Here is a 21,368-nt window from a genome sequence, read left to right on the forward strand (position 1 = left end):
AAAAAGACCAATTTTAGCCAAGTAACGACTGATGAGATCCTAGCAGCACTTGAACTAATTAATCAACGACCATTAAAAATACATCATCAACAGACTGCCATTGAAAGATTCCGGGCTTGTTCGGATTAAACTTGTAATTTGCCAAATTAAATAATGATGTAATTGGAGTATTTAAAATGAGAATATTAGGGGATAAACTAAAACAAATCCGTAAAGCACGGGGGATGTCTCAAGCGGAGTTAGCTAAGGGGATTTGTACGCAAGCAACAATTAGCTTAATTGAGAAAAAAAAACAGGTGCCAAGCACAAAGATTCTCTTGGAAATTTGTAAGCGGCTTGAAATTACGTTGGACTCAGTGATTGTGCAAGAAGATGATCAATTACACGTCTTGTTGAGTCGTGTGCAAGCATTGTTATTTACCAATGAATTCAAAAAAGCACGTGATTTGATTCAGCAGATCTACACAGATCAACTGGTCAAAACAGATGATTACAAACGGTATTATTATTTCCAAGGTCAAATTAAGTTATTGCTGGAGAATAAACCGGACGATGCACTTTTCTTTTTCAATCGTGCCTTCAATCAATACGTTGTTTCTCAGACGGATGTTTACGGTATTCTATGTATTATCGGCATTAGCAAGTCCTATTTGATGAAGGGCGCTTTAGAGCGTGTACGGATTTATGCAGAACAAGCCGTTGAAATGTTGGAGAATTCTGATCCACTTGCTATGGCCGATTTCCAAGTTGAGTTGCAGATTTATAATCACTTAGCGGGAATTCTTTTTGAATTGAAGGATTATGAAGGTGCGATTAAGTACGCTCAGCTTGCGATTGACGAAGCAATCGATAAGCAAAGTCTTTACTTACTTGATGCATTGTATTTCATTCTTGGTCGTGCAGAACATGCGCTTCATCGAGAGAACGCCTTACAGGATTTAACGGTTGCTAAAACATTGGCGTTAATCCGGCATCATCCAGAGATTATTGTGCAAGTTGATCAACAATTGGCTGAATAAGTGGTTAACCACTAAAAAAAGCCGGGACATAAGCGTCCCGGCTTTTTGATTGCTAATTTATGCTTCTTCGTGACCAATGCTACTGCGTTTCTTGTTGAGTGCGTGTTTATTATCTAAATCTGTCCGCACAACGAGCACGTCGCAAACGGCGGTCCGAGTAACGTATTCCGTTACAGAACCAATCAAGAGACGTTCAACAGCGTTTAAACCAGTTGCGCCAATCATGATGAGATCGATATTTTTCTTTTCGGGTACTTCGCGGGCAATTAAACTCTTTGGTGCGCCATATTCAATGCTATAGTCAACATCTTTTAAGCCAAGTTCATTGGCAGTCACGATGTATTCGTCCATTGTTTTCTTAGCTGTTTCTGTGACTTGTTCAACCATTGCGGAATCAAAACTAGAGATATTTTGGAAGGCGCGGGTATCGATAACGTGAATCAAGTGGAGTTGTCCGTTATTCCGAAGGGCAACTTCAACTGCTTTACGGAAAGCGAGTTCAGCTTCATAAGAACCATCGATTGCGACCAAAATGTGCTTGTATTGTTGTAACATTGTCATCACCTCATTTAATTTTACATCTTTATTGTACGCTAATTCAGTGCCAAAAGTAAATCTTAAAGGTTAGTTGCAAAGCTAAGGCCGACTAAGCCGGCGATTAAACTGGCAGCAACGAGCGTCACCAATGTCCAGACTAGTGGCAATAGCCAGTAAATCAAAGCCCCGCAGATCGCTACACCGATGAGTGCAATCCCTGAAAAGTACATCAATCGACCTAAATGCCGGTTTTCAGTTAAATCAAAGAGTAGGAACTTCTTGTCTTGGTAGTAACATAAAATCGCACCAAGTAGGGCGATAATGATTAAAAAAACGATTATGGCGATTTGAATCAATGTGCAACCTCCTAAAATAATCAACAAAAAAGGGCCAACGTAAACGTTAGCCCGGTCAAAGTCGTTGGACTTTGGGAAATCTAGTGGTGCCGTAGATGCTTCCCGATAGTTGAGCCCGCTAGAAAATGCAGGTGGGTCAGATTATTATTAGACTTGGTTCCTTCGCGAAAAAGTCTACACTCGCTAATAACTCATCCGTCCCATTAACGAATTACTTGATCGGTCAACATAAGGTGGGAAGACGCGCACACCTTAGAAATCCTACTATTATAGTAGCACGCTCGTGATGTTAACACAACACTTTTGTAACCGTTCACTTATGCGGACTGGCTTGGCGCAAGCGTTCTAGCTGTTGTTTGAGGACTTGCTCGTATTTACCAGTTGCTTTTGCTTCGTAATAATGACTACCTAAGAGCTTATCTGGTAGGTAATCTTGCGCGACCCAGTCGTTGGGATAATTATGAGGATATTTGTAGTCGACACCGTGGCCAAGTTTTTCAGCCCCTGCATAATGGGCATCACGGAGATGATCGGGGACTTCACCGGCTTTGCCAGCGCGAATATCAGCTAACGCGTTATCAATTGCGGTGATGGCCGAATTTGATTTTGGAGATAAGCAGAGATCAATCACTGCTACGGCCAGTGGAATCCGGGCTTCGGGAAAACCAAGTTGTTTAGCCGCAGCAATTGCCTCGACTGTACGGGCACAGGCTTGAGGGTTGGCGAGGCCGATATCTTCGTAGGCCATTGTCATCAAGCGCCGACTAATCGACATTAAATCACCGGCTTCAATCAAACGGCCCATATAATGGAGCGCAGCATCAACGTCACTGCCACGGACTGATTTTTGAAAGGCGGAGATGACATCGTAATGGGCATCGCCATCTTTATCATGAGTAATGGCTTTTTTCTGCACGCATTCTTCAATAACGTCAATATCGATGTCGATGACGTTGGTGTCTGGATTCGCTGGTGTTGAACGAGCAGCGAGTTCGAGGGCGTTTAAAGCACTCCGTAAATCACCGTTTGTGACGCGGGCAAGGTATTGTTCAGCCGTTTCATCGAGATTGATGGCTAGTGCACCTAAGCCTTTTTCTTTATCTGTCAGTGCCCGTTGAATGGCGACATGAATGTCGGCTTCAGTGAGGGGCTTGACTTCAAAAATTTGGGCCCGACTCCGAATGGCAGGGTTGATACTGATATATGGATTTTCGGTAGTTGCACCAATTAAGATAATGCGGCCACTTTCTAGATGTGGTAAGAGAAAATCCTGTTTGGTTTTATCCAAGCGGTGAATTTCATCGAGGAGTAAAATCACGGTGCCACTCATTTTGGCTTCTTCAGCGATAATCTGTAAATCTTTTTTACTATCAGTGGCAGCATTCAGCATGCGAAAAGCGTACTGGGTACTACCGGCGATGGCACTAGCGATACTCGTTTTACCAGTACCAGGTGGTCCGTAGAGAATCATTGATGAGAGGAGTTTGGCATCAACCATTCGGCGAATGATTTTTTGCGGCCCCACTAAGTGCGTCTGACCGACAACTTCATCGATGTTAGTCGGACGCATGCGAAATGCGAGAGGTTGTTGCATAGCGTTCATCCTTTAATGTTTAGGTTGTTCCTAGTATAACATGTCGCGCAAATTCGTAGTGATTATCGTTTTAAAAGGTTTTAGGGATGTGTATAATGAGTTGTATAAGACTGAATTAAGAAGGGGTTTCAAAATGCCTAATCAATTATTTGAGAACATTAAACAATTACGCTTAACACCTTTATTGAACCAAGGTGCTTTTGGGGTCGAAAAAGAGGGGCAGCGAGTGACCGGATTGGGCGCATTGAGTCAACAACCGCACCCCAGTGAGTTAGGATCGCGAACGTTTCATCCATACATTGCGACTGATTTTGCAGAGATGCAAACGGAACTGGTTACGGATACCTTCGAACAGACCGTAGATGTCCAACAACAATTATTAGCGCTCGAACAAGTATTGCAATCAAGTATGGCCGATTCGGAATATATTTGGCCCCTCAGCATGCCACCGTTGTTACCAGACGATGAATTAACCATTCCAATTTCAGAATACACACCGGCGGTAAAAGCCTATCGTGACTATTTGACGAAGCGCTACGGTCGACGTTTACAGATGGTCTCTGGCATCCATTATAATTTTAGCCTGTCATCGACGTTAATTGTGCGTTTATTTGATGAATACTATCATGATCACTATGTGAGTCTAAAAGATTTTAGCGATGCGTTGTACATCCAGATTGCGCAAAATTACGTGCGTTATCACTATGTTTTAACGTATTTATTTGGTGCGAGTCCGATAGCGGAACCAGGCTTTTTAGAAGATATGACGAAATTACCAGAACACCCTGTACGGAGTTTACGCTCGAGTGAATTATTCGGCTACAGCAATAAGCAATTATTAATTCATTTTGATTCAGTTGCCGCATATGTTGATTCAATGCGCCAAGCGATTGCTAATGGCGACTTAATTTCGGAACGCGAATTTTACGGAACTGTGCGGTTACGGAGTCACTCATTGGATCAGATGTTAGAGACTGGTGTGGATTATTTAGAATTTCGGGGGTTTGATATTAACCCGTATACTGCGACGGGGATTGATCAACAACAGCTAGACTTCTTACACTTATTCTTTATGTACTTATTATCCTTGCCGAAATTATCCGGTGATTTAGCCACTCAGATTCAGACGGGTCGTCAGTTAAATGACACAGTAGCATTAGAGAATCCGCTGCAGCCATCGCAGCTCCAAACACAATTGAAAACTGTGATGGCCGATTTGGCCCAATTCATTACGGATTATCATCTGGATGAGCGTTTTAAACAAGCTTGGACAGTGATGAATGAGCGTGTTCAGGACCATCGACAAACCTTGAGTTATCGCTTAACACAAGCGATTGAAGAGGACTCGCTAAAGGCATTTGCCCTCAAACAGGCAAAACGTTTTAAATGTGAGCTGACAGAGACTCTCTATCAGTTACAGGGGTACACGGATATGGAATTATCAACACAAATGCTGATGTTTGACGCTTTCCAAAAAGGGCTGCATGTGGCTGTTTTGGATCGCGATGAACAATTTATTGAGCTGACCTATCAACATCATCATGAATTAGTCAAAAATGGGAATATAACGAGTTTAGATCGGCTAATTAGTGGGCCGTTAGTGGATAATAAGGTAGTGACTAAAATTTTATTGGCAAGTCATGGTATGCGGGTGCCAGCGGGTGCCGAATATACCGCTTTAGAGACGGCAGTAGCAGATTATCAAGCGGCGTTTGGTCAGCGCGCGATTGTCATTAAACCAAAACACAGTAACATGGGGGCGGGCATTACCACATTTTTAACGCGTCCAAGTGAAGCGGACTTCATTGCTGCTTTTAAACTGGCACAAACGTACGATCAGCAAATTTTAGTTGAAGAATTCATTGCGGGTTCGGAATACCGTTTCTTAGTGATGAATCATAAGGTCCAGGCTGTTTTAGAACGGATTCCAGCCAATGTCGTGGGGGATGGTCGTTCAACAATCGCCCAACTTGTTGCTAAGAAAAACGACAACCCATTACGCGGCGAAGCGCACCTGACACCGTTGCAAAACATTCACCTCGGTGAACGGGAATTGCTCATGTTGAAACAACAAGGTTACCGCCCTGAAGATGTGCCATTGCGTGGTTCACAGGTCTTCTTACTACAAAATTCCAACGTCTCAAATGGTGGTGATTCGGTTGACGTGACCGATGAGATGGATCAAAGTTACTTTGCGATTGCTGAACAGGCTGCTGAAATTTTGAACCTCAATATCACGGGAATCGATATCATTGTGCCAAACTTATACCAACCATATGATCCGGAACACCCTGAGATGGCGGTTGTGCTAGAAGCAAACTACAATCCAGCGATGTTGATGCACTTGTTCCCAATGATGGGTCAAGCGCGGCGCGTTTCAATGACTGTCTTACAATTACTTTTCCCAGAATTAGCGATTGAAACCGACTAAAGTAATGCAAAAAGGCCCGCACAAGTTAAACTGTGCGGGCCTTTTTAGTGTTAATCGAAAAGATGTTTTAAGAAACCACCTTTTTTGGTGGGTGCATCTTGCGTTGTGGTTTTTGGATCAGGGTATAGTGTATCGAGCGTAATTGCCTCATGGTTAATCGCGTCTTTGGCAACCACTAACAAACCGAAGGCCGTTGGTTCGGTTTTGGCTGTTTCGTTGTTAACGAGCGTGAACGGAATCCCGTGTGCTGAAAGGGCCGCTAAATAATCGGTAGCAGCGGGGTTCTTGCCGTTTAATAAGACGGAATAGGGCTTATAATCCGTAAGATGCGCTTCGAATTTAGCTTGCGCAGTGGCGAGTTCCTGGTTAGTAACGCCTAAGAAGACGCGTTCACGTAATGAGCCGAGGTAGCGGCGGCGTTCATCGGGATTGGTTTGTGGTGCGCCGTGCATGGCACTATCCAAGTGTTGTTGTAATTGATCATTATCTGACAAAATAGTCGCCTCATTTCTGAATTGTGCTATATTAGAATTAAACCTAAGTATACCATGTTGGAGGAAAAAGATGTTTACACGTGCTGATTTTGATATTTTTGATGACCAAACCTTAAAGGGCCGGTTAGACAAGATTTATACGCAACTTGATCCAAAGTTTGAAGTATTTGGTGCGCAATTGCAAGCAGAACTCGTAGTAGAAACAAAACGCGAATTCTCGTTGCATATTGCCAAGCATTTACGCCGTTTCAAAAATCCACCAATGAATACTTGGATGGCACTTAGTGAGAGCTCACGCGGGTATAAGATGATGCCGCACTTTGAAGTCGGTTTTTGGGATGATCGGATCTTCGTTTGGTTTGCTTTAATGGCTGAGATGCCAGATAAGACGGATTACGCACCGTTATTGGCAAGCCAAACAGAAAGCCTCTTAAGGGACTTTGCCGACTATGATTTAAGCTACGATCACATGACCAAGCAAAAATTCCCAATGTCATCGGAGAACTTGAAACTGATTCAAGATAAGTTTGCTAAGACCAAAAAAGGGGAGTGGCTCCTCGGAAAAGTTTATCTGAAAGACAACCCATTATTCGACCAACCCGAAGCTCTCATGGCCGATATTCAAACGACCTTGATGAAGATGGTGCCTTTATATGAGTTGGTACAGACTAAATAGATTAAATCAGACGCGTGTGCTAAGTAGGCACGCGTCTTTAAATGCGCAAAAAAAGAGCCAGACCTAAGTCTGACTCTTTTAATTGAACAGATAACTGCTTATCTGTTGTAGAATTCAACGATTAAGGCTTCGTCGATTTCTGGTTCTAATTCTGAACGTTCTGGTAAACGAACAAGTGAACCTTTCATTGTGTCAGCATCAAAGCTAACGAATGAAGGGCGACCAACTGTACCTTCGATTGCATCCTTAACGATTACAAGGTTCTTAGATTTTTCACGGATTGAAATTTCTTGACCAGGTTTTACTTCGTATGAAGGAATATCAACACGTTTGCCATCGACAGTTACGTGACCATGGTTTACTAATTGACGAGCTTGTGCACGAGTGCTTGCTAAACCTAAACGATAAACAATGTTGTCTAAACGTTGTTCTAGCAAGATCATCAAGTTAACACCATGCTTGCCTTCGCGGATTTTACCAGCGCGAGCAAATAAGTTCCGGAATTGGCGTTCTGTTAAACCATACATTAAACGAAGTTTTTGTTTTTCGCTCAATTGCATACCATATTCTGAAATCTTACCGCGACGGTCGTTACCGTGTTGGCCTGGAGCGTAAGGGCGACGAGCAAGTTCTTTACCTGTGCCTGATAGTGAAATTCCTAAACGACGTGAAAGTTTCCACTTTGGACCTGTATAACGTGACATAAAAAAATCCTCCAATAAATGTTTTGGAGTAAAATAATCCGATGTAAACTTAGTAATCGTTCAGTTCACTTATTAACAATCTTCACCTTTGCAGCCGCAAGGTTACACAATTGAACCAAAACTCTGGGCAAATGAACTGTTGACGGCTTTACCGTTTACTGCTGCATTATTTTACACAATGGCTAGTATAGCGTACGGTGTGCGGCAACGTCAAGCAAATTCAGATTAAAATTGCAGCTTTTCTAAAGTTTATCGCTAATTATTGCTGAACCGTTATCTTATTCATGCTATAATCAAACATAGTTTAATGAATTGAAGTGGATGAACGGACTAACAAATCTGATTTAAATTGTAAAAGGGTGTGTCTTTGAATGTTTTACATTCTCATTGGAATCGTAGTCGTCGCACTGATTGGCTACCTAAGTGTTGTTTTTTATCAACGTTATTTTATCAAACAAATTAAACAACTAGAAGCACATAAAGGCGACTTAATGGCGTTGCCGATTCCGGAACGCTTAACGAAGTTACGGTCGTTACATTTGACGGGCGAAAGTTTGCAAAACTTTGATCGTTGGGAAAAACAATATGAGCAGATTACCAACCATAACTTCAGCACGATTGAAGGCTATCTTTTTGATGCGGAAACGGCCAATGCCAAATACCAATTCATTCAGGTTGCACGGATTCTCAAACAATTGCGGGCGTACTTGACTGAAACAGATCAAGATTTACTGGATGTTCAAGATGCTTTAGAAAATCTACTTGCCAATGAAGCCGATACACGTCAAAAAATTCAGCGTCTACGAGAACAATATCAACAACTACGTAAACGTTTGTTGACTAAGAGTTTTTCGTTTGGACCTGCATTAGATGCGCTTGAAGCAACGCTAGGTCGCTTAGAGGTGGATTTTGACGAAGCCAACGAACTAACAACAGCCGGCGACCATCTAGGGGCTAAGGCCATTTTGCAGAAATTAATTACTGAAACAACGCAATTAGAAGACCAGATGGAACGGATTCCAAAGCGCTATAACGAATTAGCTAACGAGTTTCCCGAACAACTGGTTGAAATTAATGATACCTACCATCAAATGCTAAAAGAACATTATCAATTTGATGATCGGCAGATTGAAGTCAAACAACAACAACTAATGGATCAACTTGATAAGAGCACTACCTTGTTAAGTGATTTGGCCATTGAGTCGGTTGAAGCCAATAACGATGAAATTGCACGTGGCATTGATCAATTATATGATCAATTAGAAGCTGAGATGACTGCCAAGAAGGCAGTCGCGACGCAATTGCCAACCACCGCGACATTCGTGCAACATGCTGAACGTCAGAACCATGAGCTATTATTGGAACTCGATCATCTCAATCAGAGTTATGCACTCACACATGATGAGTTGGCAAGCGCCAAACAATTACAAAAGCAAATTGGTGAAGAACAGGCGTTAGTTGAAGGGCACCAAGCGAAGATTGCCAACCACGAAGCGGTTTACACGGCGATTGCTGAAGATTTGACCGAGATTGACGAACGGCTAACTGTCATCGAAGAAAAACAACAAGCAATTCATGATCAGGTTGCTAGTTTGCATCAAGGCGAAGTCGTCGCTAATGAAAACTTACGCCAGTTTGAACTTGAACTACGTAACTTGAAGCGCGCTGTTGAAAAGGTTAATTTACCTGGTTTACAACAGAAATATTTGGATTTCTTCTTCGTTGTTTCTGATGAGATTCAAAAACTTGATCATGATTTGAATCAAATTAAGATTAATTTAGACGATATCGCGAAGCAATTAATTCTCGTTCAAGAGGATTTAGATGAATTGAAGGCCAAGACGGATACCTTAATTGACAGTGCATTGATTACGGAGCAATTGTTACAATATGCCAACCGATATCGTGCAGATTTTCCCGCCATCCAGGAAGCCTGTGTGACGGTCCAAACCATTTTTAATGAAGAATACGACTATGCTAAAGCTGTCGACTTATTGGCAACGGCCCTTGAAAAGGTTGATCCAGGTGCTTACACACAAGTTGAAAAGGCCTATTACGACCAAAAGTCAGACGCAACTAATTAGTCACTTAGATGCTCATCAGTCCGAGACAAGACGCATTTTGTCTCGGATTTGTTTTGTTAAAGATTAATTGGTTGTCTTTAATAACCAATTTGCTATAATGTACAACGTTAAACACTAATTTTTAGTAAGAAGGATCGATATGATTTATTTTGACAATAGTGCCACCACTAAAATCGCGCCAGGCGCACTTCAGACCTATCAAGCGGTTAGTGAACAGTTCTTCGGCAACCCCTCTAGTTTACATGTGATTGGGGAAAAAGCCTTTCATATTTTAGAACAATCACGCCAACAAATCGCTGATTTATTAGGCGTAGACCACGATGAAATCTTCTTTACCAGCGGTGGAACAGAAGGCGATAACTGGGTCTTAAAAGGCACGGCAATTGAAAAACGGGCGTTTGGGAAACATTTAATTACGACATCGGTTGAACATCCAGCCATCATTAAATCCATGCAGCAACTGGAAAAATTAGGCTTTGATGTGACTTATCTACCCGTTGATCAGTTTGGTCGAATTGATCCAGCTGACTTAAAAGCAGCATTGCGGCCTGATACCATTTTAGTTTCGATCATGGCCATTAATAACGAAATCGGAACGTGTCAGCCACTTGAAGCCATTGCTGATATTTTGAAGGATTATCCTAATATTCATTTCCACGTTGATGCCGTTCAAGGGATTGGCAAAGGCATTCAAGAGGCGATTTTCAACGAACGCGTTGATTTTGTGACCTTATCAGGGCATAAATTCCACGGCCCACGGGGGACTGGGATTTTGTATAAGAAACGCGGGCGTCATTTAGCGCCGCTTTTAACCGGTGGGGGCCAAGAGCATGATTTACGTTCTGGAACCGAAAATGTGCCAGCCATCGCGGCAATGGCCAAAGCCTTACGTTTGTTATTGACCGATGAGACTGAAAAAGTACACCGCCAAGCAGCTATTCGAGAACGACTCTTTAACCATATCAGTCAATCGGATAAAACGGTTATGTTTTCACAACTGACGCCTGATTTTGCGCCGCATATTTTGTGCTTCGCAATTAAAGGTGTTCGCGGTGAAACAACGGTTCATGCGTTTGAAGAACACGAAATCTATATTTCAACGACGAGTGCTTGCTCTTCGAAGAAAGGGACTGAATCTAGTACCTTAAAGGCAATGCACGTCAATGAAAAAATTGCGACAAGCGCCATTCGGGTATCCCTCGATGAATACAATACGCTAGAAGAAGCGGATGCATTCATCAAAGCGTTCGATCAAATTAACGAACGCTTCAAAAAAATTAATTCGTAAACTACCATCTAAAAGGAGATAGGCATGCAATACACTGAAATTATGGTTCGCTACGGCGAACTTTCGACAAAGGGTAAAAACCGGAACGATTTTATCGGTCGGTTAAACGGGAACGTCACAAAGGCGCTTCACGAGTATAAACAACTCCGGATTCACCCTAAACGTGACCGGATGCATATCGTTTTAAACGGCGACGATGCAGAAGGCGTTATCGAACGTCTCCGTCACGTCTTCGGCATCCAAAACTTCTCACCAAGTATCCAAGTTGATCGTGATTTAGATTCTGTTAAAGAAATGGCGCTTGCCATGATGAAAGAAATCGGCAAACCTGGGATGTCTTTCAAAGTTAACACACGTCGTTCTGATCACAATTTCTTCTTGGATACGAATGATATGAACCGCGAATTAGGTGGTTACTTATCAGATGAATTACCTGAATTAGAAGTGCAAATGAAAAAACCTGACATTACTTTGCGGGTTGAAATTCGCCAAGATGCGATTTACTTAACCAACCAAGTGATTCAAGGGGCTGGTGGCTTACCAGTCGGTTCTGCCGGTAAAGGAATGTTGATGTTATCTGGTGGGATTGATTCACCAGTAGCAGGTTACTTAACGCTCAAACGGGGTGTCGACATTGAAATGGTGCATTTCTTTAGCCCACCATACACAAGCGACAATGCCTTGAATAAGGCCAAAGAATTAACGGCGAAATTGGTGCCATACGTTGGTGGGATTAAGTTTATCGAAGTCCCATTCACGGAAATTCAAGAAGAAGTGAAGCATTCTGTGCCAGAAGGTTACTTAATGACCATTCAACGGCGGATGATGTTGCGTTTAACGGATCAAATCCGTGCTAAGCGCCAAGGTTTAGCCATTTTTAATGGGGAATCTGTCGGTCAAGTGGCCTCACAAACACTTGAAAGTATGATGGCTATCAATGATGTCACAACAACGCCAATCGTGCGGCCAGTTGCGACAATGGATAAGAATGAAATCATTGAAATTGCGAAGGATATTGATACGTACGAATTATCAATCATGCCATTCGAAGATTGCTGTACCATTTTTGCACCACCAGCACCGAAGACCCGGCCTAACTTAGATAAGACCCGGTTCTACGAACAACGCATCGATGTGGATGCCTTGATTGAACGCTCACTTGCTGGAATTAAAGTGACAGAAATCAAAGCTGGCGATCAATTCTTAAATCAAGACGAAGAAATCATTGCTGAACTATTGTAAACTATAAAAATCCTGAGAATAACAGTATGTTGTTCTCAGGATTTTTTTGGGGAGAAGATTCGGGATTTATTTTCAGAATGAACGCCGGTGACGCTTGACCTTTGGCGTTCACTCAGCTAAACTATTAACAACGCGTTGAACAAGAGCGATTAAGATTGGGCTAGTTTAGAGAGAAGATGCATGGCTGAGACGTCTTCCAATGACCAATTAATCGGTAGCTTGTGAGCTGTTAACCTGAAATTAAGTAGGGCTAACCGGACAATTTCGTTCGTTAACAAATCATGAGTTGGGGACTAGTCTAGTCCTAATTTAGGTGGTACCGCGAAAAAGCATTCGTCCTATTGTGAGGAATGCTTTTTTGTTTGCCATTAAACGCAATATTTTAAAGGAGTGAACAAGATGACTGATCACAAAGAAATGTCAACCAAATATGATCCAAATCAAGTTGAAGCCGGTCGTTATCAAGATTGGTTAGACGCTGATTTATTCAAGCCAAATGCCAATCCAGATGCCAAACCTTATTCAATCGTTATTCCACCGCCAAATGTTACGGGTAAACTCCATTTAGGCCATGCCTGGGATACGACCTTACAAGATATGTTAATCCGGCAAAAACGGATGCAAGGGTATGATGTACTCTGGTTGCCAGGGATGGATCATGCCGGGATTGCAACTCAAGCTAAAGTGGAAGCAAAATTAGCTGAACAAGGGATTTCACGTTATGACTTAGGTCGTGAAAAATTCATCGAACAAGTCTGGGACTGGAAAGATGAATATGCCGCAACCATCCACGCACAATGGGCTAAGATGGGCTTATCACTTGATTATTCACGTGAACGGTTCACATTAGACGATGGCTTATCAGACGCTGTTCGTAAAGTCTTTGTTACCTTATACAACAAGGGCTTAATCTATCGTGGCGAATACATCATCAATTGGGATCCAAAAGCACGGACGGCTTTATCAGATATCGAAGTGTTGCATCAAGATGATGAAGGGGCCTTCTATCATGTTAACTATCCATTGACGGATGGTTCTGGGAGCATCGAAATTGCCACAACACGTCCTGAAACATTACCTGGTGATACTGCTATCGCTGTACATCCAGATGATGAACGGTATGCGGACCTTGTTGGCAAGACGGTCACATTACCATTAATGAATCGTGAAATTCCGATTATCGCTGATCACTATGTCGATAAGGATTTCGGTACTGGTGCTTTGAAGATTACACCAGCACACGACCCTAACGATTTTGAAGTCGGTAATCGGCATGACTTACCACGGATCAATGTCATGAACGAAGATGCCAGCATGAATGAAAGTGCCGGCAAGTATAACGGCATGGATCGTTTTGAAGCACGTAAAGCGATTGTTGCTGACTTGAAGGAACAAGGTTATTTGATTAAAGTCGACCCAATGACACATAGTGTTGGTCATTCTGAACGGACCGGTGTACAAGTTGAAGCCCGGCTTTCAACGCAATGGTTTGTTAAGATGAAGCCACTTGCTGAAATGGCTTTGAAGAACCAAGCAACCGATCAAAAGGTTAGCTTTGTGCCAGAACGATTCGAAAATACCTTCACACAATGGATGGAAAACGTTCATGATTGGGTTATTTCGCGTCAATTATGGTGGGGGCACCAAATCCCAGCTTGGTACCATAAACAAACTGGTGAAATGTATGTCGGCGAAGAAGCACCAAAAGATATCGAAAACTGGACTCAAGATTCTGATGTCCTAGACACATGGTTCAGTAGTGCCTTATGGCCATTTTCAACAATGGGTTGGCCAAACACTGAAGCGTCTGACTTCAAACGCTACTTCCCAACCAATACGTTGGTAACTGGCTACGATATCATCTTCTTCTGGGTCTCACGGATGATTTTCCAAAGTCTCGAATTTACAGAACAACGCCCATTCGAACACGTCCTCATTCACGGTTTAATCCGCGATGAACAAGGCCGTAAGATGAGTAAATCACTTGGTAATGGGATTGACCCAATGGAAGTCATTGAAAAATACGGTGCCGATGCATTGCGTTGGTTCTTAACGAGTGGTTCAACACCAGGCCAAGATATTCGTTTCAGTTACACGAAGATGGATGCTGCCTGGAACTTCATCAATAAGATTTGGAACGCAAGTCGTTTCGTCATCATGAACCTTGAAGACACACCAGCGCCAACGAAGATGCCAGATGCCGCTAACCTTGATTTAACGGACAAATGGATCTTAAGCCAATTGAACCAAACGGTGGCAGATGTTACACGGCTTTATGAAAGCTTCGAATTTGGTGAAGCGGGCCGGACATTGTATAACTTTATCTGGAACGATTTCTGTGACTGGTATATTGAAATGGCGAAGGAAGTCCTTTACGGAGACGACCAAGCAGCCATTGCCAATAAACGTTATAACTTGGCTTATGTTTTAGACCAAACATTGCGTCTATTACACCCAGTGATGCCATTTGTCACGGAAGAAATCTGGCAAAGTATGCCACATACTGGCGATTCAATCGTCAATGCGGCTTATCCAGAAGTGCACGCTGAATTAGACGATCCAGAAGCAACAACGCAAATGAATGCGTTAATCGATCTAATTAGAAGTGTCCGGAATATCCGTTCCGAAGCCAATGCACCACTAAGCAAGCCAATTGATGTTTTGGTCAACATTCAAGATGCGCCATTAATGACGATCTTCAAACAAAACCAAGACTTCATTGAACGCTTCGTACATCCTAAGTCACTTGAAATTGCTGAAGGTTTAACAGCACCAGCATTGGCGAAGACAGCCATTATCAGTGGTGCAGAAGTTTATGTGCCATTGGCTGAATTGCTCGACTTAGACGAAGAAATCGCCCGTTTAGAAGGCGAATTGAAACGTTTAGACGGTGAAATCAAACGTGCTAAAGGCAAGTTGTCAAACAAGGGCTTCACAGACCGCGCACCAGAAAAAGTGGTCCAAGAAGAACGCGACAAACAAGCAGACTACGAACAACAATACCAATCAGTCGAAAAACGAGTAGCAGAATTAAAAAATGCATAAGTGCATCATCAACGGTTAGCTTCTGAGCATTTGCCTAACTTAGCGAATTGGCGCTGTAAGCGCCGATTTGATAAGTGTAGCAAAGCACAGGAAGCTGTTGATGAAAACACGTTAAAAAAGAAGTGCGACTCGAGCTGGTTAGGCTTTGAGGATTAACAGTAAAATGGGCATTGTGGCGTTTTTTGCCATGGGGCCCATTTTGCAGTTAACCGGAAAAGGTTGCTCGAGGAGCACGGTAGTGAAAGAAGTGTGATTGGTTGCGGGTAGCAACTGAGCATCAATACAAAAATTCCGTTAATTCAGGTTTTAGGATTAACGGAATTTTTAGATTAAGCGGAAGTTGTTGCAACCAAAAGCACGTTAAGGCCACCTTAAAAACTGAGGTGGTCTTTTTGTGTGCGCCAGTTTTTAAGCATCGATTCGCGTGCAATCTATGCTAAAATAGAGATAGTTTGTTAAAGGAGATTGGCGATGTTAGTGACAGATTACGAAACAGCTTTGGCGTATATTCATTCGCGCCCCAGATTACATAAAGAAGCGAACCTGAACCGAATGACGCAATTGTTGGCAGGTCTCGGTAATCCGCAAGAAAACCAACAATTCATTCATGTGACTGGCACTAATGGCAAGGGATCCGTTGTCAAAATGGTCAGTTGTTTGATTGAAGAGTTAGGTTTAAAAGTCGGTCGTTACACATCGCCGTTTATTATGCGGTTCAACGAGCGAATTGCTATCAATCAGGAACCAATCAGTGATGCCGATTTAGTAACTGTTACGCAACAAATTCAGACAACGGTTGCCCAGATTCAAACAACTGACCCCGAATTTGAAGTGACCGAGTTTGAATGGATTACAGCAATGATGTTTCTATATTTCAAACAACAGCAGGTTGATGTCGCCGTTGTGGAAGTCGGAATTGGCGGTTTGTATGACTCGACTAATGTGTTGACGCCGCTGATATCAGTTATTACGTCGATTGGTCTTGATCATCAGGCTCTATTAGGCAAGACATTTGCAGAAATTGCAACTCAAAAAGCCGGGATCATTAAGGCTGGTCATCCAGTCGTGATTGGTCAATTACCAAAAGAAGCACTGACGGTGGTTGAGGAAACGGCAACTCGTTTGAATAGTTCGTTAGCCATTAGTGGCTGTGATTTTTCGAGTGCTGCGGTCAAAACGTTACCTACTTGGGGGCAACAGTTAACTTTCCAAAATGACGCGGTAACGTATCGACAATTACAGATTCCGCTGATGGGGGATTATCAAATTGAAAACGCCGCGGTTGCATTACAAGTATTTTGGTGTTACTTACAGTTGACGCAACAAAAACTAGAGGTTCGAGACATCAAACGTGCTTTAAAACGGGTTAACTGGCCTGGGCGCTTCGAAAAAATCAACGATGAGCCGTTAATTATCTTGGATGGTGCACATAATCCGGAAGGGGTGGCGCAATTGGTTCAGACAACGCGGCATCAATTTAAAAATCGTGACATTTACCTGTTATTCGGAGCGCTTGGTGATAAAAATCTGGATGAGATGTTACCACAGCTCAAAAAAATAGCGACGCGGATGGTGCTGACTACGGTTCCTGATAATCCACGCGCAGCAACAGCGGCCCAATATGCAGCAGTTGATGAGACGATTACATTTGAACCGGACTGGCCGGTTGCATTAACCGAATTATTAGCGGATGTGTCGGCTGATGATGTATTACTCGTAACGGGTTCGCTATATTTAATTAGTACGATTCGCCAATATTTTAAAGGAGAATAGTCAATGACAACTAGAGGAATTATTTTTGATATGGACGGTCTATTGGTTGATTCGGAGAAGATTTATTACCAAGCCAATATTCGGGCCGCTAAAGAAATGGGCTTTGATTTTACACCTGAAGATCACCATGCCATCTTAGGGACCACTGATACGTATTTACGTAATTATTTTAAAGCAAAGCTGGGTTCGGCAACGACCGCAACAGAATTTATTGATCGTTCATACCGTAACGTAGCAACGGTTGTTGAAGCAGATGGTGTTGCAATTAAGCCAGGGTTAGTCGATTTACTAGATTACTGTGATAATCAGGGGATTAGTCGGGTGATTGCATCGAGCAATTTCCGCAGCATGGTCGATGACTTTATGCAAAGTACTGGCCTACAATCACGGTTTAGTCAAATTGTTGCGGGAGACGAAGTGACTCACGGCAAACCGAACCCCGAAATCTTTTTAAAAGCGTTGGATAGATTAGCCTTACCAGCGCCTAGTGCCCTAGTATTAGAAGACTCACCTAATGGTGTGATGGCCGCTAGTAAAGCTGCCATTCCGGTGATTATGGTCCCTGATTTAATTGCACCAACTGCAATAACCAATCAGCAAACACTTGCGACCGTTGGGGATTTGGCTCAAGTGATTCCGTATTTAGAAAAATAGGCCCGTTAATTAACGTATTGTTAGTTAAACCAAGAAGACGCGTCATGCGTCTTTTTTTGTGGGAGGCAAACAATGGCGGGGAATACAGGACAATTACAACCAAGAGAACAATTAATGCAGTACGGCGCAGCAAGTTTATCGAACGAGCAATTGGCAATCGTCATTTTGCGTTCTGGTAATAGTCACCTATCTGTTGGTGAGGTGGCGCGCAAATTGCTAGCGCATTATCCTGACTTTCGGGATTTAGAACAAGCAAGTTTAACGCAGTTGGAAACACTGGCAGGAATTGGACCAGTCAAAGCGATTGAAATTCAAGCCATCTGTGAATTGAGTCACCGATTGCAAACGCAACGAACTCTCCGATTTGGTGTGGTCACATCGAGCCAAATGGTTGGCCGTCGCATGATTGAAACACTAGCGGGCGAAACGCAAGAACAACTGCTAGCTGTTTTTTTAGACGTTAAAAATCAAATTATTCAGATGAAACAGATTTATATTGGCACACTCAATAGTTCAGTTGCGCATCCGCGGGAAGTCTTTAAATTAGCGGTCCGTTATTCTGCAGCAAAATTTATTTTGGTGCATAATCATCCAAGCGGCCAGTTGACGCCGTCAACGCAAGATATTGCCTTCACTAAACGAATTGTCGCCTGTGGTGAACTGATGGGCATTGTATGCCTAGACCACTTGATTATTGGAAGCCAGCAGTATCTCAGTTTGCGAGAAGAGGGTTACTTAGTGGAGTAAAAGAGAACGCTTTTTTCTTTAAGAATCTGTTAATTTTAGGCGAGACCTGTCAAATTTTCTGAAAATCCGTTAACATAGTAGTTACATTGCGTTTTTTATTACGTAAAATTATGATATAATGCCAATGACTATAAAAACGTTTGGTAACTGAAGGAGAGAAAAATAGTGTTCGGATTAGGGACTAGAAATATCGGTATTGACTTAGGTACCGCAAACACACTCGTATACATGGACGGTAAAGACATTGTCTTGAGAGAACCCTCTGTTGTCGCTAAAAATACACAAACTGGTGACGTGATTGCTGTTGGCTCAGAAGCCCGCGACATGATTGGCCGGACGCCTGGTAGTATTGTGGCAATTCGCCCAATGAAAGATGGCGTGATCGCAGATTACGATACAACTGCTGCCATGCTTAAATATTTTATCGAAAAATCATTAGGTCGCTCATCTAGCAAGCCATTTGTAATGGTCTGCGTACCAAGTGGTGTGACTGAAGTTGAAAAACGTGCTGTAATCGATGCAACTAAGGTGGCAGGCGCTCGTGATGCATACGTCATTGAAGAACCATTTGCAGCTGCAATTGGTGCCGGTCTTCCTGTGATGGATCCAACTGGTAGCATGGTCGTTGATATCGGTGGCGGGACAACAGACGTTGCCACAATCTCATTAGGTGGGATTGTTTCAAGCCGTTCAATTCGAATGGCTGGCGACAAGTTAGATGACGCGATCATTTCTTACATCCGTCAAAACAATAACTTGTTGATTGGTGAAAGAACAGCCGAACAAATCAAATTCCAAATCGCTTCAGCATCACCAGAACGCGCTAAGGAAATTGAAGCGATGAGCATTCGTGGTCGCGATTTAGTAACTGGGCTACCTAAGACAGTGGACATTCAAGCTGTTGATATTGCTGAAGCCATCAAAGAAGTTGTCACAGCCATTATCGAAGCCATCAAAGAAACACTTGAAGAAACATCACCAGAAATTGCAGCCGACGTGATTGATCACGGGATTGTCTTAACTGGTGGCGGCGCATTGTTGAAACACTTACCAGAAGTGATTTCAGATGCTACTAAAGTGCCAGTCTTTATCGCTCAAGATCCTTTAGACTGTGTTGCAGTCGGAACTGGCGAATCATTAAAGAATATCGATGTTATGAAGAAAAATTAATCGTTCAGTAGAAGTGGGACAAGAAGCGGTCAGCGTTGACGTAGCGCCTAAATTAGTGACAGATTCGGGTTGTGAATCGATTGCTATTAGGAAGGACTACTGATCACCGGTTTTTGTCCCACCTTTACGATATTAAGGATGGATGGTGGCGAAGAAACCATGCAAAAGTTTTTTTCAAATAAGAAGTTAATTGTGTTATTAATCATGCTAATCGTCTGCATGGGCTTCATCGCAATGTCAGTTGGTTTACGCAATAACAAAAAGAGTCCGAGTTTCGTACGCCAATTTGGCAACGACGTAACGGGCATCACTAACCAAGTCATTAGCGTGCCGGCCAATGGGATTGGTCGAGGGGTAGATGCCTTAACAGACTTGATTAATACGTACCAGGAAAACAAAGAACTTAAAGCACAACTTGATGATTTAGCTCAAACCAAGGTTCAAACCCAAACCCTCAAAGAAGAAAATGCAAGTTTGAAAAAGGAACTCGGCTTAAAAGGTACCTTGACGGATTATACAACCGTTAATGCGTCTGTTTTATCCCGGAATCCTGATAATTGGCAAAATGCATTGGTTATCAATAAAGGGGCCTTAGCTGGACTTAAAAAAGATATGCCCGTCATGTCTGAGTCTGGGATTATTGGACGGATTGTTGAAGTCAACAAGACTAATTCGAAGGTTGAACTCGTTTCAAGTACGGATCAAAGTAGTAACGGATTTGCTGCTGTGGTGAATACCAAAGATGGTAAGCAAGTTAATGGGATCATGTCCGGTTACAATGCTGACCGGAAACAATTGAAGCTCGGGCAGATTAAGACCGATGCGGCAATCGAAAAAGGTGACAAAGTAATCACGTCTGGTTTAGGTGGATTAACCCCTAAAGGCTTGTACCTTGGTAAGGTAGCAGCAGTTAAGAAAGACGATTTTGGGTTAGCATTAACTGTTTATGTGACCCCAGCTGCTGATTTAAACAACTTAACCGTTGTGACTGTCATCAAACGAACGATTGAAGGTGAGTAGCATGGGTGTGACGCGATTACAACGGCGCTATTTATTACCAATCTACTTACTCGTTGCGTTTTATTTGGATGGCGCCATCAGTCATTTATGTGAACAATGGTTATATACACCAGATCATACGTTGATTAGCCGGCTATTTATGCTCGTGTTAGTGGTAACGGCCTTTGTTTTACCAGAGGAACGCCAACTTACGTGGTATGCAGTAGGGATTGGTCTTTTATACGATTTGTATTATACGGGGATGATCGGGATGTACACTTTTGCAGTGCCGCTCATTATCTATACAGTGCGTTATTTAAAACAATATTTACCTGACTCAGCCTTTTTCATTGGGCTAATCGATGTCTTGTGTTTAACATTACTCGAGAGTACGATTTACATCATGAATCGCTTGATTGGTTATGCAACAGTAACACCGGTCGAATTTATTAGTAATGTTTTAGCACCGACAATTGCATTAAATTTGGTTTATTTTGTCTTTTTGTATTTGCCTTTAAAATATTTATTGCTAAAATTAAAATCAGAACGGTAAGG

General features: G+C 42.5%; 19 protein-coding genes, 1 pseudogene and 1 other annotated feature. Of the genes and pseudogenes, 15 read left to right on the forward strand and 5 right to left on the reverse strand.

The window, feature by feature from the left end:
- A pseudogene (locus ACF1X7_RS05875) lies at positions 1-129 on the forward strand (IS30 family transposase); the annotation flags it as partial.
- A gap of 47 nt (positions 130-176) precedes the next feature.
- A complete protein-coding gene (locus ACF1X7_RS05880) occupies positions 177-1,019 on the forward strand; it encodes a helix-turn-helix domain-containing protein (RefSeq protein WP_411162538.1) in 843 nt (280 codons plus the stop codon).
- Positions 1,020-1,076: 57 nt separating this feature from the next.
- Here ACF1X7_RS05880 and ACF1X7_RS05885 read toward each other — a convergent pair whose 3' ends face one another.
- The 3 genes from ACF1X7_RS05885 to ACF1X7_RS05895 all read right to left on the reverse strand — a co-directional run bounded on the left by ACF1X7_RS05885 (position 1,077) and on the right by ACF1X7_RS05895 (position 3,506).
- On the reverse strand, positions 1,077-1,574 hold the full coding sequence (locus ACF1X7_RS05885) for a universal stress protein (protein WP_039098570.1): 498 nt from the start codon (positions 1,572-1,574) through the stop codon (positions 1,077-1,079).
- A gap of 62 nt (positions 1,575-1,636) precedes the next feature.
- Positions 1,637-1,912, reverse strand: a complete 276-nt coding sequence (locus ACF1X7_RS05890; RefSeq protein ID WP_004271026.1) for a hypothetical protein — start codon at positions 1,910-1,912, stop codon at positions 1,637-1,639.
- A 313-nt stretch (positions 1,913-2,225) separates the two neighbouring features.
- Positions 2,226-3,506 (reverse strand): replication-associated recombination protein A, encoded by a 1,281-nt coding sequence (locus ACF1X7_RS05895; RefSeq protein ID WP_069468153.1) that lies wholly within the window; start codon positions 3,504-3,506, stop codon positions 2,226-2,228.
- Positions 3,507-3,639: 133 nt separating this feature from the next.
- Here ACF1X7_RS05895 and gshAB point away from each other — a divergent pair, with 133 nt between their 5' ends.
- Positions 3,640-5,937: a bifunctional glutamate--cysteine ligase GshA/glutathione synthetase GshB gene (gshAB, locus tag ACF1X7_RS05900; RefSeq protein WP_146955361.1), complete on the forward strand. Its 2,298-nt coding sequence runs from the start codon at positions 3,640-3,642 to the stop codon at positions 5,935-5,937.
- A 50-nt stretch (positions 5,938-5,987) separates the two neighbouring features.
- Here the strand turns inward: gshAB and ACF1X7_RS05905 are convergent, their stop codons facing one another.
- Positions 5,988-6,431, reverse strand: a complete 444-nt coding sequence (locus tag ACF1X7_RS05905) for a YueI family protein (RefSeq protein ID WP_064777206.1) — start codon at positions 6,429-6,431, stop codon at positions 5,988-5,990.
- Between the two features lie 70 nt (positions 6,432-6,501).
- On the opposite strand from ACF1X7_RS05905, the gene ACF1X7_RS05910 reads away from it, so the two are divergent.
- Positions 6,502-7,107 (forward strand): DUF1054 domain-containing protein, encoded by a 606-nt coding sequence (locus tag ACF1X7_RS05910; protein WP_039098566.1) that lies wholly within the window; start codon positions 6,502-6,504, stop codon positions 7,105-7,107.
- Positions 7,108-7,205: 98 nt separating this feature from the next.
- On the opposite strand, the gene rpsD is transcribed toward ACF1X7_RS05910, so the two are convergent.
- Positions 7,206-7,811 carry a 30S ribosomal protein S4 gene (rpsD, locus tag ACF1X7_RS05915; protein ID WP_004270691.1) on the reverse strand — a complete coding sequence of 202 codons (606 nt, stop codon included), beginning with the start codon at positions 7,809-7,811 and terminating at the stop codon, positions 7,206-7,208.
- 88 nt (positions 7,812-7,899) lie between these two features.
- On the opposite strand from rpsD, the gene ACF1X7_RS05920 reads away from it, so the two are divergent.
- From ACF1X7_RS05920 to mreD, 11 genes are all read left to right on the forward strand, one after another.
- Positions 7,900-8,040 (forward strand): hypothetical protein, encoded by a 141-nt coding sequence (locus tag ACF1X7_RS05920; RefSeq protein WP_004270687.1) that lies wholly within the window; start codon positions 7,900-7,902, stop codon positions 8,038-8,040.
- A 142-nt stretch (positions 8,041-8,182) separates the two neighbouring features.
- Positions 8,183-9,895, forward strand: coding sequence for a septation ring formation regulator EzrA (ezrA, locus tag ACF1X7_RS05925; protein WP_039098565.1), 1,713 nt, complete (start codon positions 8,183-8,185; stop codon positions 9,893-9,895).
- A gap of 139 nt (positions 9,896-10,034) precedes the next feature.
- Positions 10,035-11,183, forward strand: coding sequence for a cysteine desulfurase family protein (locus ACF1X7_RS05930; RefSeq protein WP_064777204.1), 1,149 nt, complete (start codon positions 10,035-10,037; stop codon positions 11,181-11,183).
- Between the two features lie 24 nt (positions 11,184-11,207).
- Entirely contained in the window at positions 11,208-12,425 is a 1,218-nt protein-coding gene (gene thiI / locus ACF1X7_RS05935; RefSeq protein ID WP_004270694.1) for a tRNA uracil 4-sulfurtransferase ThiI, read from the forward strand.
- 126 nt (positions 12,426-12,551) lie between these two features.
- Positions 12,552-12,769 (forward strand) — a binding site (T-box leader).
- Between the two features lie 55 nt (positions 12,770-12,824).
- Positions 12,825-15,470 carry a valine--tRNA ligase gene (locus ACF1X7_RS05940; protein ID WP_411162539.1) on the forward strand — a complete coding sequence of 882 codons (2,646 nt, stop codon included), beginning with the start codon at positions 12,825-12,827 and terminating at the stop codon, positions 15,468-15,470.
- Positions 15,471-15,941: 471 nt separating this feature from the next.
- Positions 15,942-17,243, forward strand: a complete 1,302-nt coding sequence (locus ACF1X7_RS05945; protein ID WP_039098563.1) for a bifunctional folylpolyglutamate synthase/dihydrofolate synthase — start codon at positions 15,942-15,944, stop codon at positions 17,241-17,243.
- Positions 17,244-17,246: 3 nt separating this feature from the next.
- A complete protein-coding gene (locus ACF1X7_RS05950) occupies positions 17,247-17,897 on the forward strand; it encodes an HAD family hydrolase (protein WP_411162540.1) in 651 nt (216 codons plus the stop codon).
- A gap of 72 nt (positions 17,898-17,969) precedes the next feature.
- Positions 17,970-18,644 (forward strand): RadC family protein, encoded by a 675-nt coding sequence (gene radC / locus ACF1X7_RS05955; protein WP_411162541.1) that lies wholly within the window; start codon positions 17,970-17,972, stop codon positions 18,642-18,644.
- A 165-nt stretch (positions 18,645-18,809) separates the two neighbouring features.
- On the forward strand, positions 18,810-19,814 hold the full coding sequence (locus ACF1X7_RS05960) for a rod shape-determining protein (RefSeq protein WP_004270676.1): 1,005 nt from the start codon (positions 18,810-18,812) through the stop codon (positions 19,812-19,814).
- A 159-nt stretch (positions 19,815-19,973) separates the two neighbouring features.
- The gene (mreC, locus tag ACF1X7_RS05965) at positions 19,974-20,834 is read left to right on the forward strand and encodes a rod shape-determining protein MreC (protein WP_035186589.1); all 861 of its coding nucleotides are present in this window, start codon (positions 19,974-19,976) and stop codon (positions 20,832-20,834) included.
- A gap of 1 nt (position 20,835) precedes the next feature.
- Complete coding sequence (gene mreD, locus ACF1X7_RS05970; protein ID WP_064777200.1) at positions 20,836-21,366, forward strand: rod shape-determining protein MreD; 531 nt, start codon at positions 20,836-20,838, stop codon at positions 21,364-21,366.
- The last annotated feature ends 2 nt before the right edge of the window (positions 21,367-21,368 follow it).

It is taken from the genome of Latilactobacillus sp. VITA-14 (genome assembly GCF_046580785.1).
Lineage (GTDB): Bacteria > Bacillota > Bacilli > Lactobacillales > Lactobacillaceae > Latilactobacillus > Latilactobacillus curvatus.

What these genes read in the sequence shown, in the direction of transcription:
- ACF1X7_RS05880 (WP_411162538.1), top strand. Translation starts at nt 177, where the DNA reads ATGAGAATATTAGGGGATAAACTAAAACAAATCCGTAAAGCACGGGGG.
- ACF1X7_RS05885 (WP_039098570.1), bottom strand. Translation starts at nt 1,574, where the DNA reads ATGTTACAACAATACAAGCACATTTTGGTCGCAATCGATGGTTCTTAT.
- ACF1X7_RS05895 (WP_069468153.1), bottom strand. Translation starts at nt 3,506, where the DNA reads ATGCAACAACCTCTCGCATTTCGCATGCGTCCGACTAACATCGATGAA.
- gshAB (WP_146955361.1), top strand. Translation starts at nt 3,640, where the DNA reads ATGCCTAATCAATTATTTGAGAACATTAAACAATTACGCTTAACACCT.
- ACF1X7_RS05910 (WP_039098566.1), top strand. Translation starts at nt 6,502, where the DNA reads ATGTTTACACGTGCTGATTTTGATATTTTTGATGACCAAACCTTAAAG.
- rpsD (WP_004270691.1), bottom strand. Translation starts at nt 7,811, where the DNA reads ATGTCACGTTATACAGGTCCAAAGTGGAAACTTTCACGTCGTTTAGGA.
- ezrA (WP_039098565.1), top strand. Translation starts at nt 8,183, where the DNA reads ATGTTTTACATTCTCATTGGAATCGTAGTCGTCGCACTGATTGGCTAC.
- ACF1X7_RS05930 (WP_064777204.1), top strand. Translation starts at nt 10,035, where the DNA reads ATGATTTATTTTGACAATAGTGCCACCACTAAAATCGCGCCAGGCGCA.
- thiI (WP_004270694.1), top strand. Translation starts at nt 11,208, where the DNA reads ATGCAATACACTGAAATTATGGTTCGCTACGGCGAACTTTCGACAAAG.
- ACF1X7_RS05940 (WP_411162539.1), top strand. Translation starts at nt 12,825, where the DNA reads ATGACTGATCACAAAGAAATGTCAACCAAATATGATCCAAATCAAGTT.
- ACF1X7_RS05945 (WP_039098563.1), top strand. Translation starts at nt 15,942, where the DNA reads ATGTTAGTGACAGATTACGAAACAGCTTTGGCGTATATTCATTCGCGC.
- ACF1X7_RS05950 (WP_411162540.1), top strand. Translation starts at nt 17,247, where the DNA reads ATGACAACTAGAGGAATTATTTTTGATATGGACGGTCTATTGGTTGAT.
- radC (WP_411162541.1), top strand. Translation starts at nt 17,970, where the DNA reads ATGGCGGGGAATACAGGACAATTACAACCAAGAGAACAATTAATGCAG.
- mreC (WP_035186589.1), top strand. Translation starts at nt 19,974, where the DNA reads ATGCAAAAGTTTTTTTCAAATAAGAAGTTAATTGTGTTATTAATCATG.
- mreD (WP_064777200.1), top strand. Translation starts at nt 20,836, where the DNA reads ATGGGTGTGACGCGATTACAACGGCGCTATTTATTACCAATCTACTTA.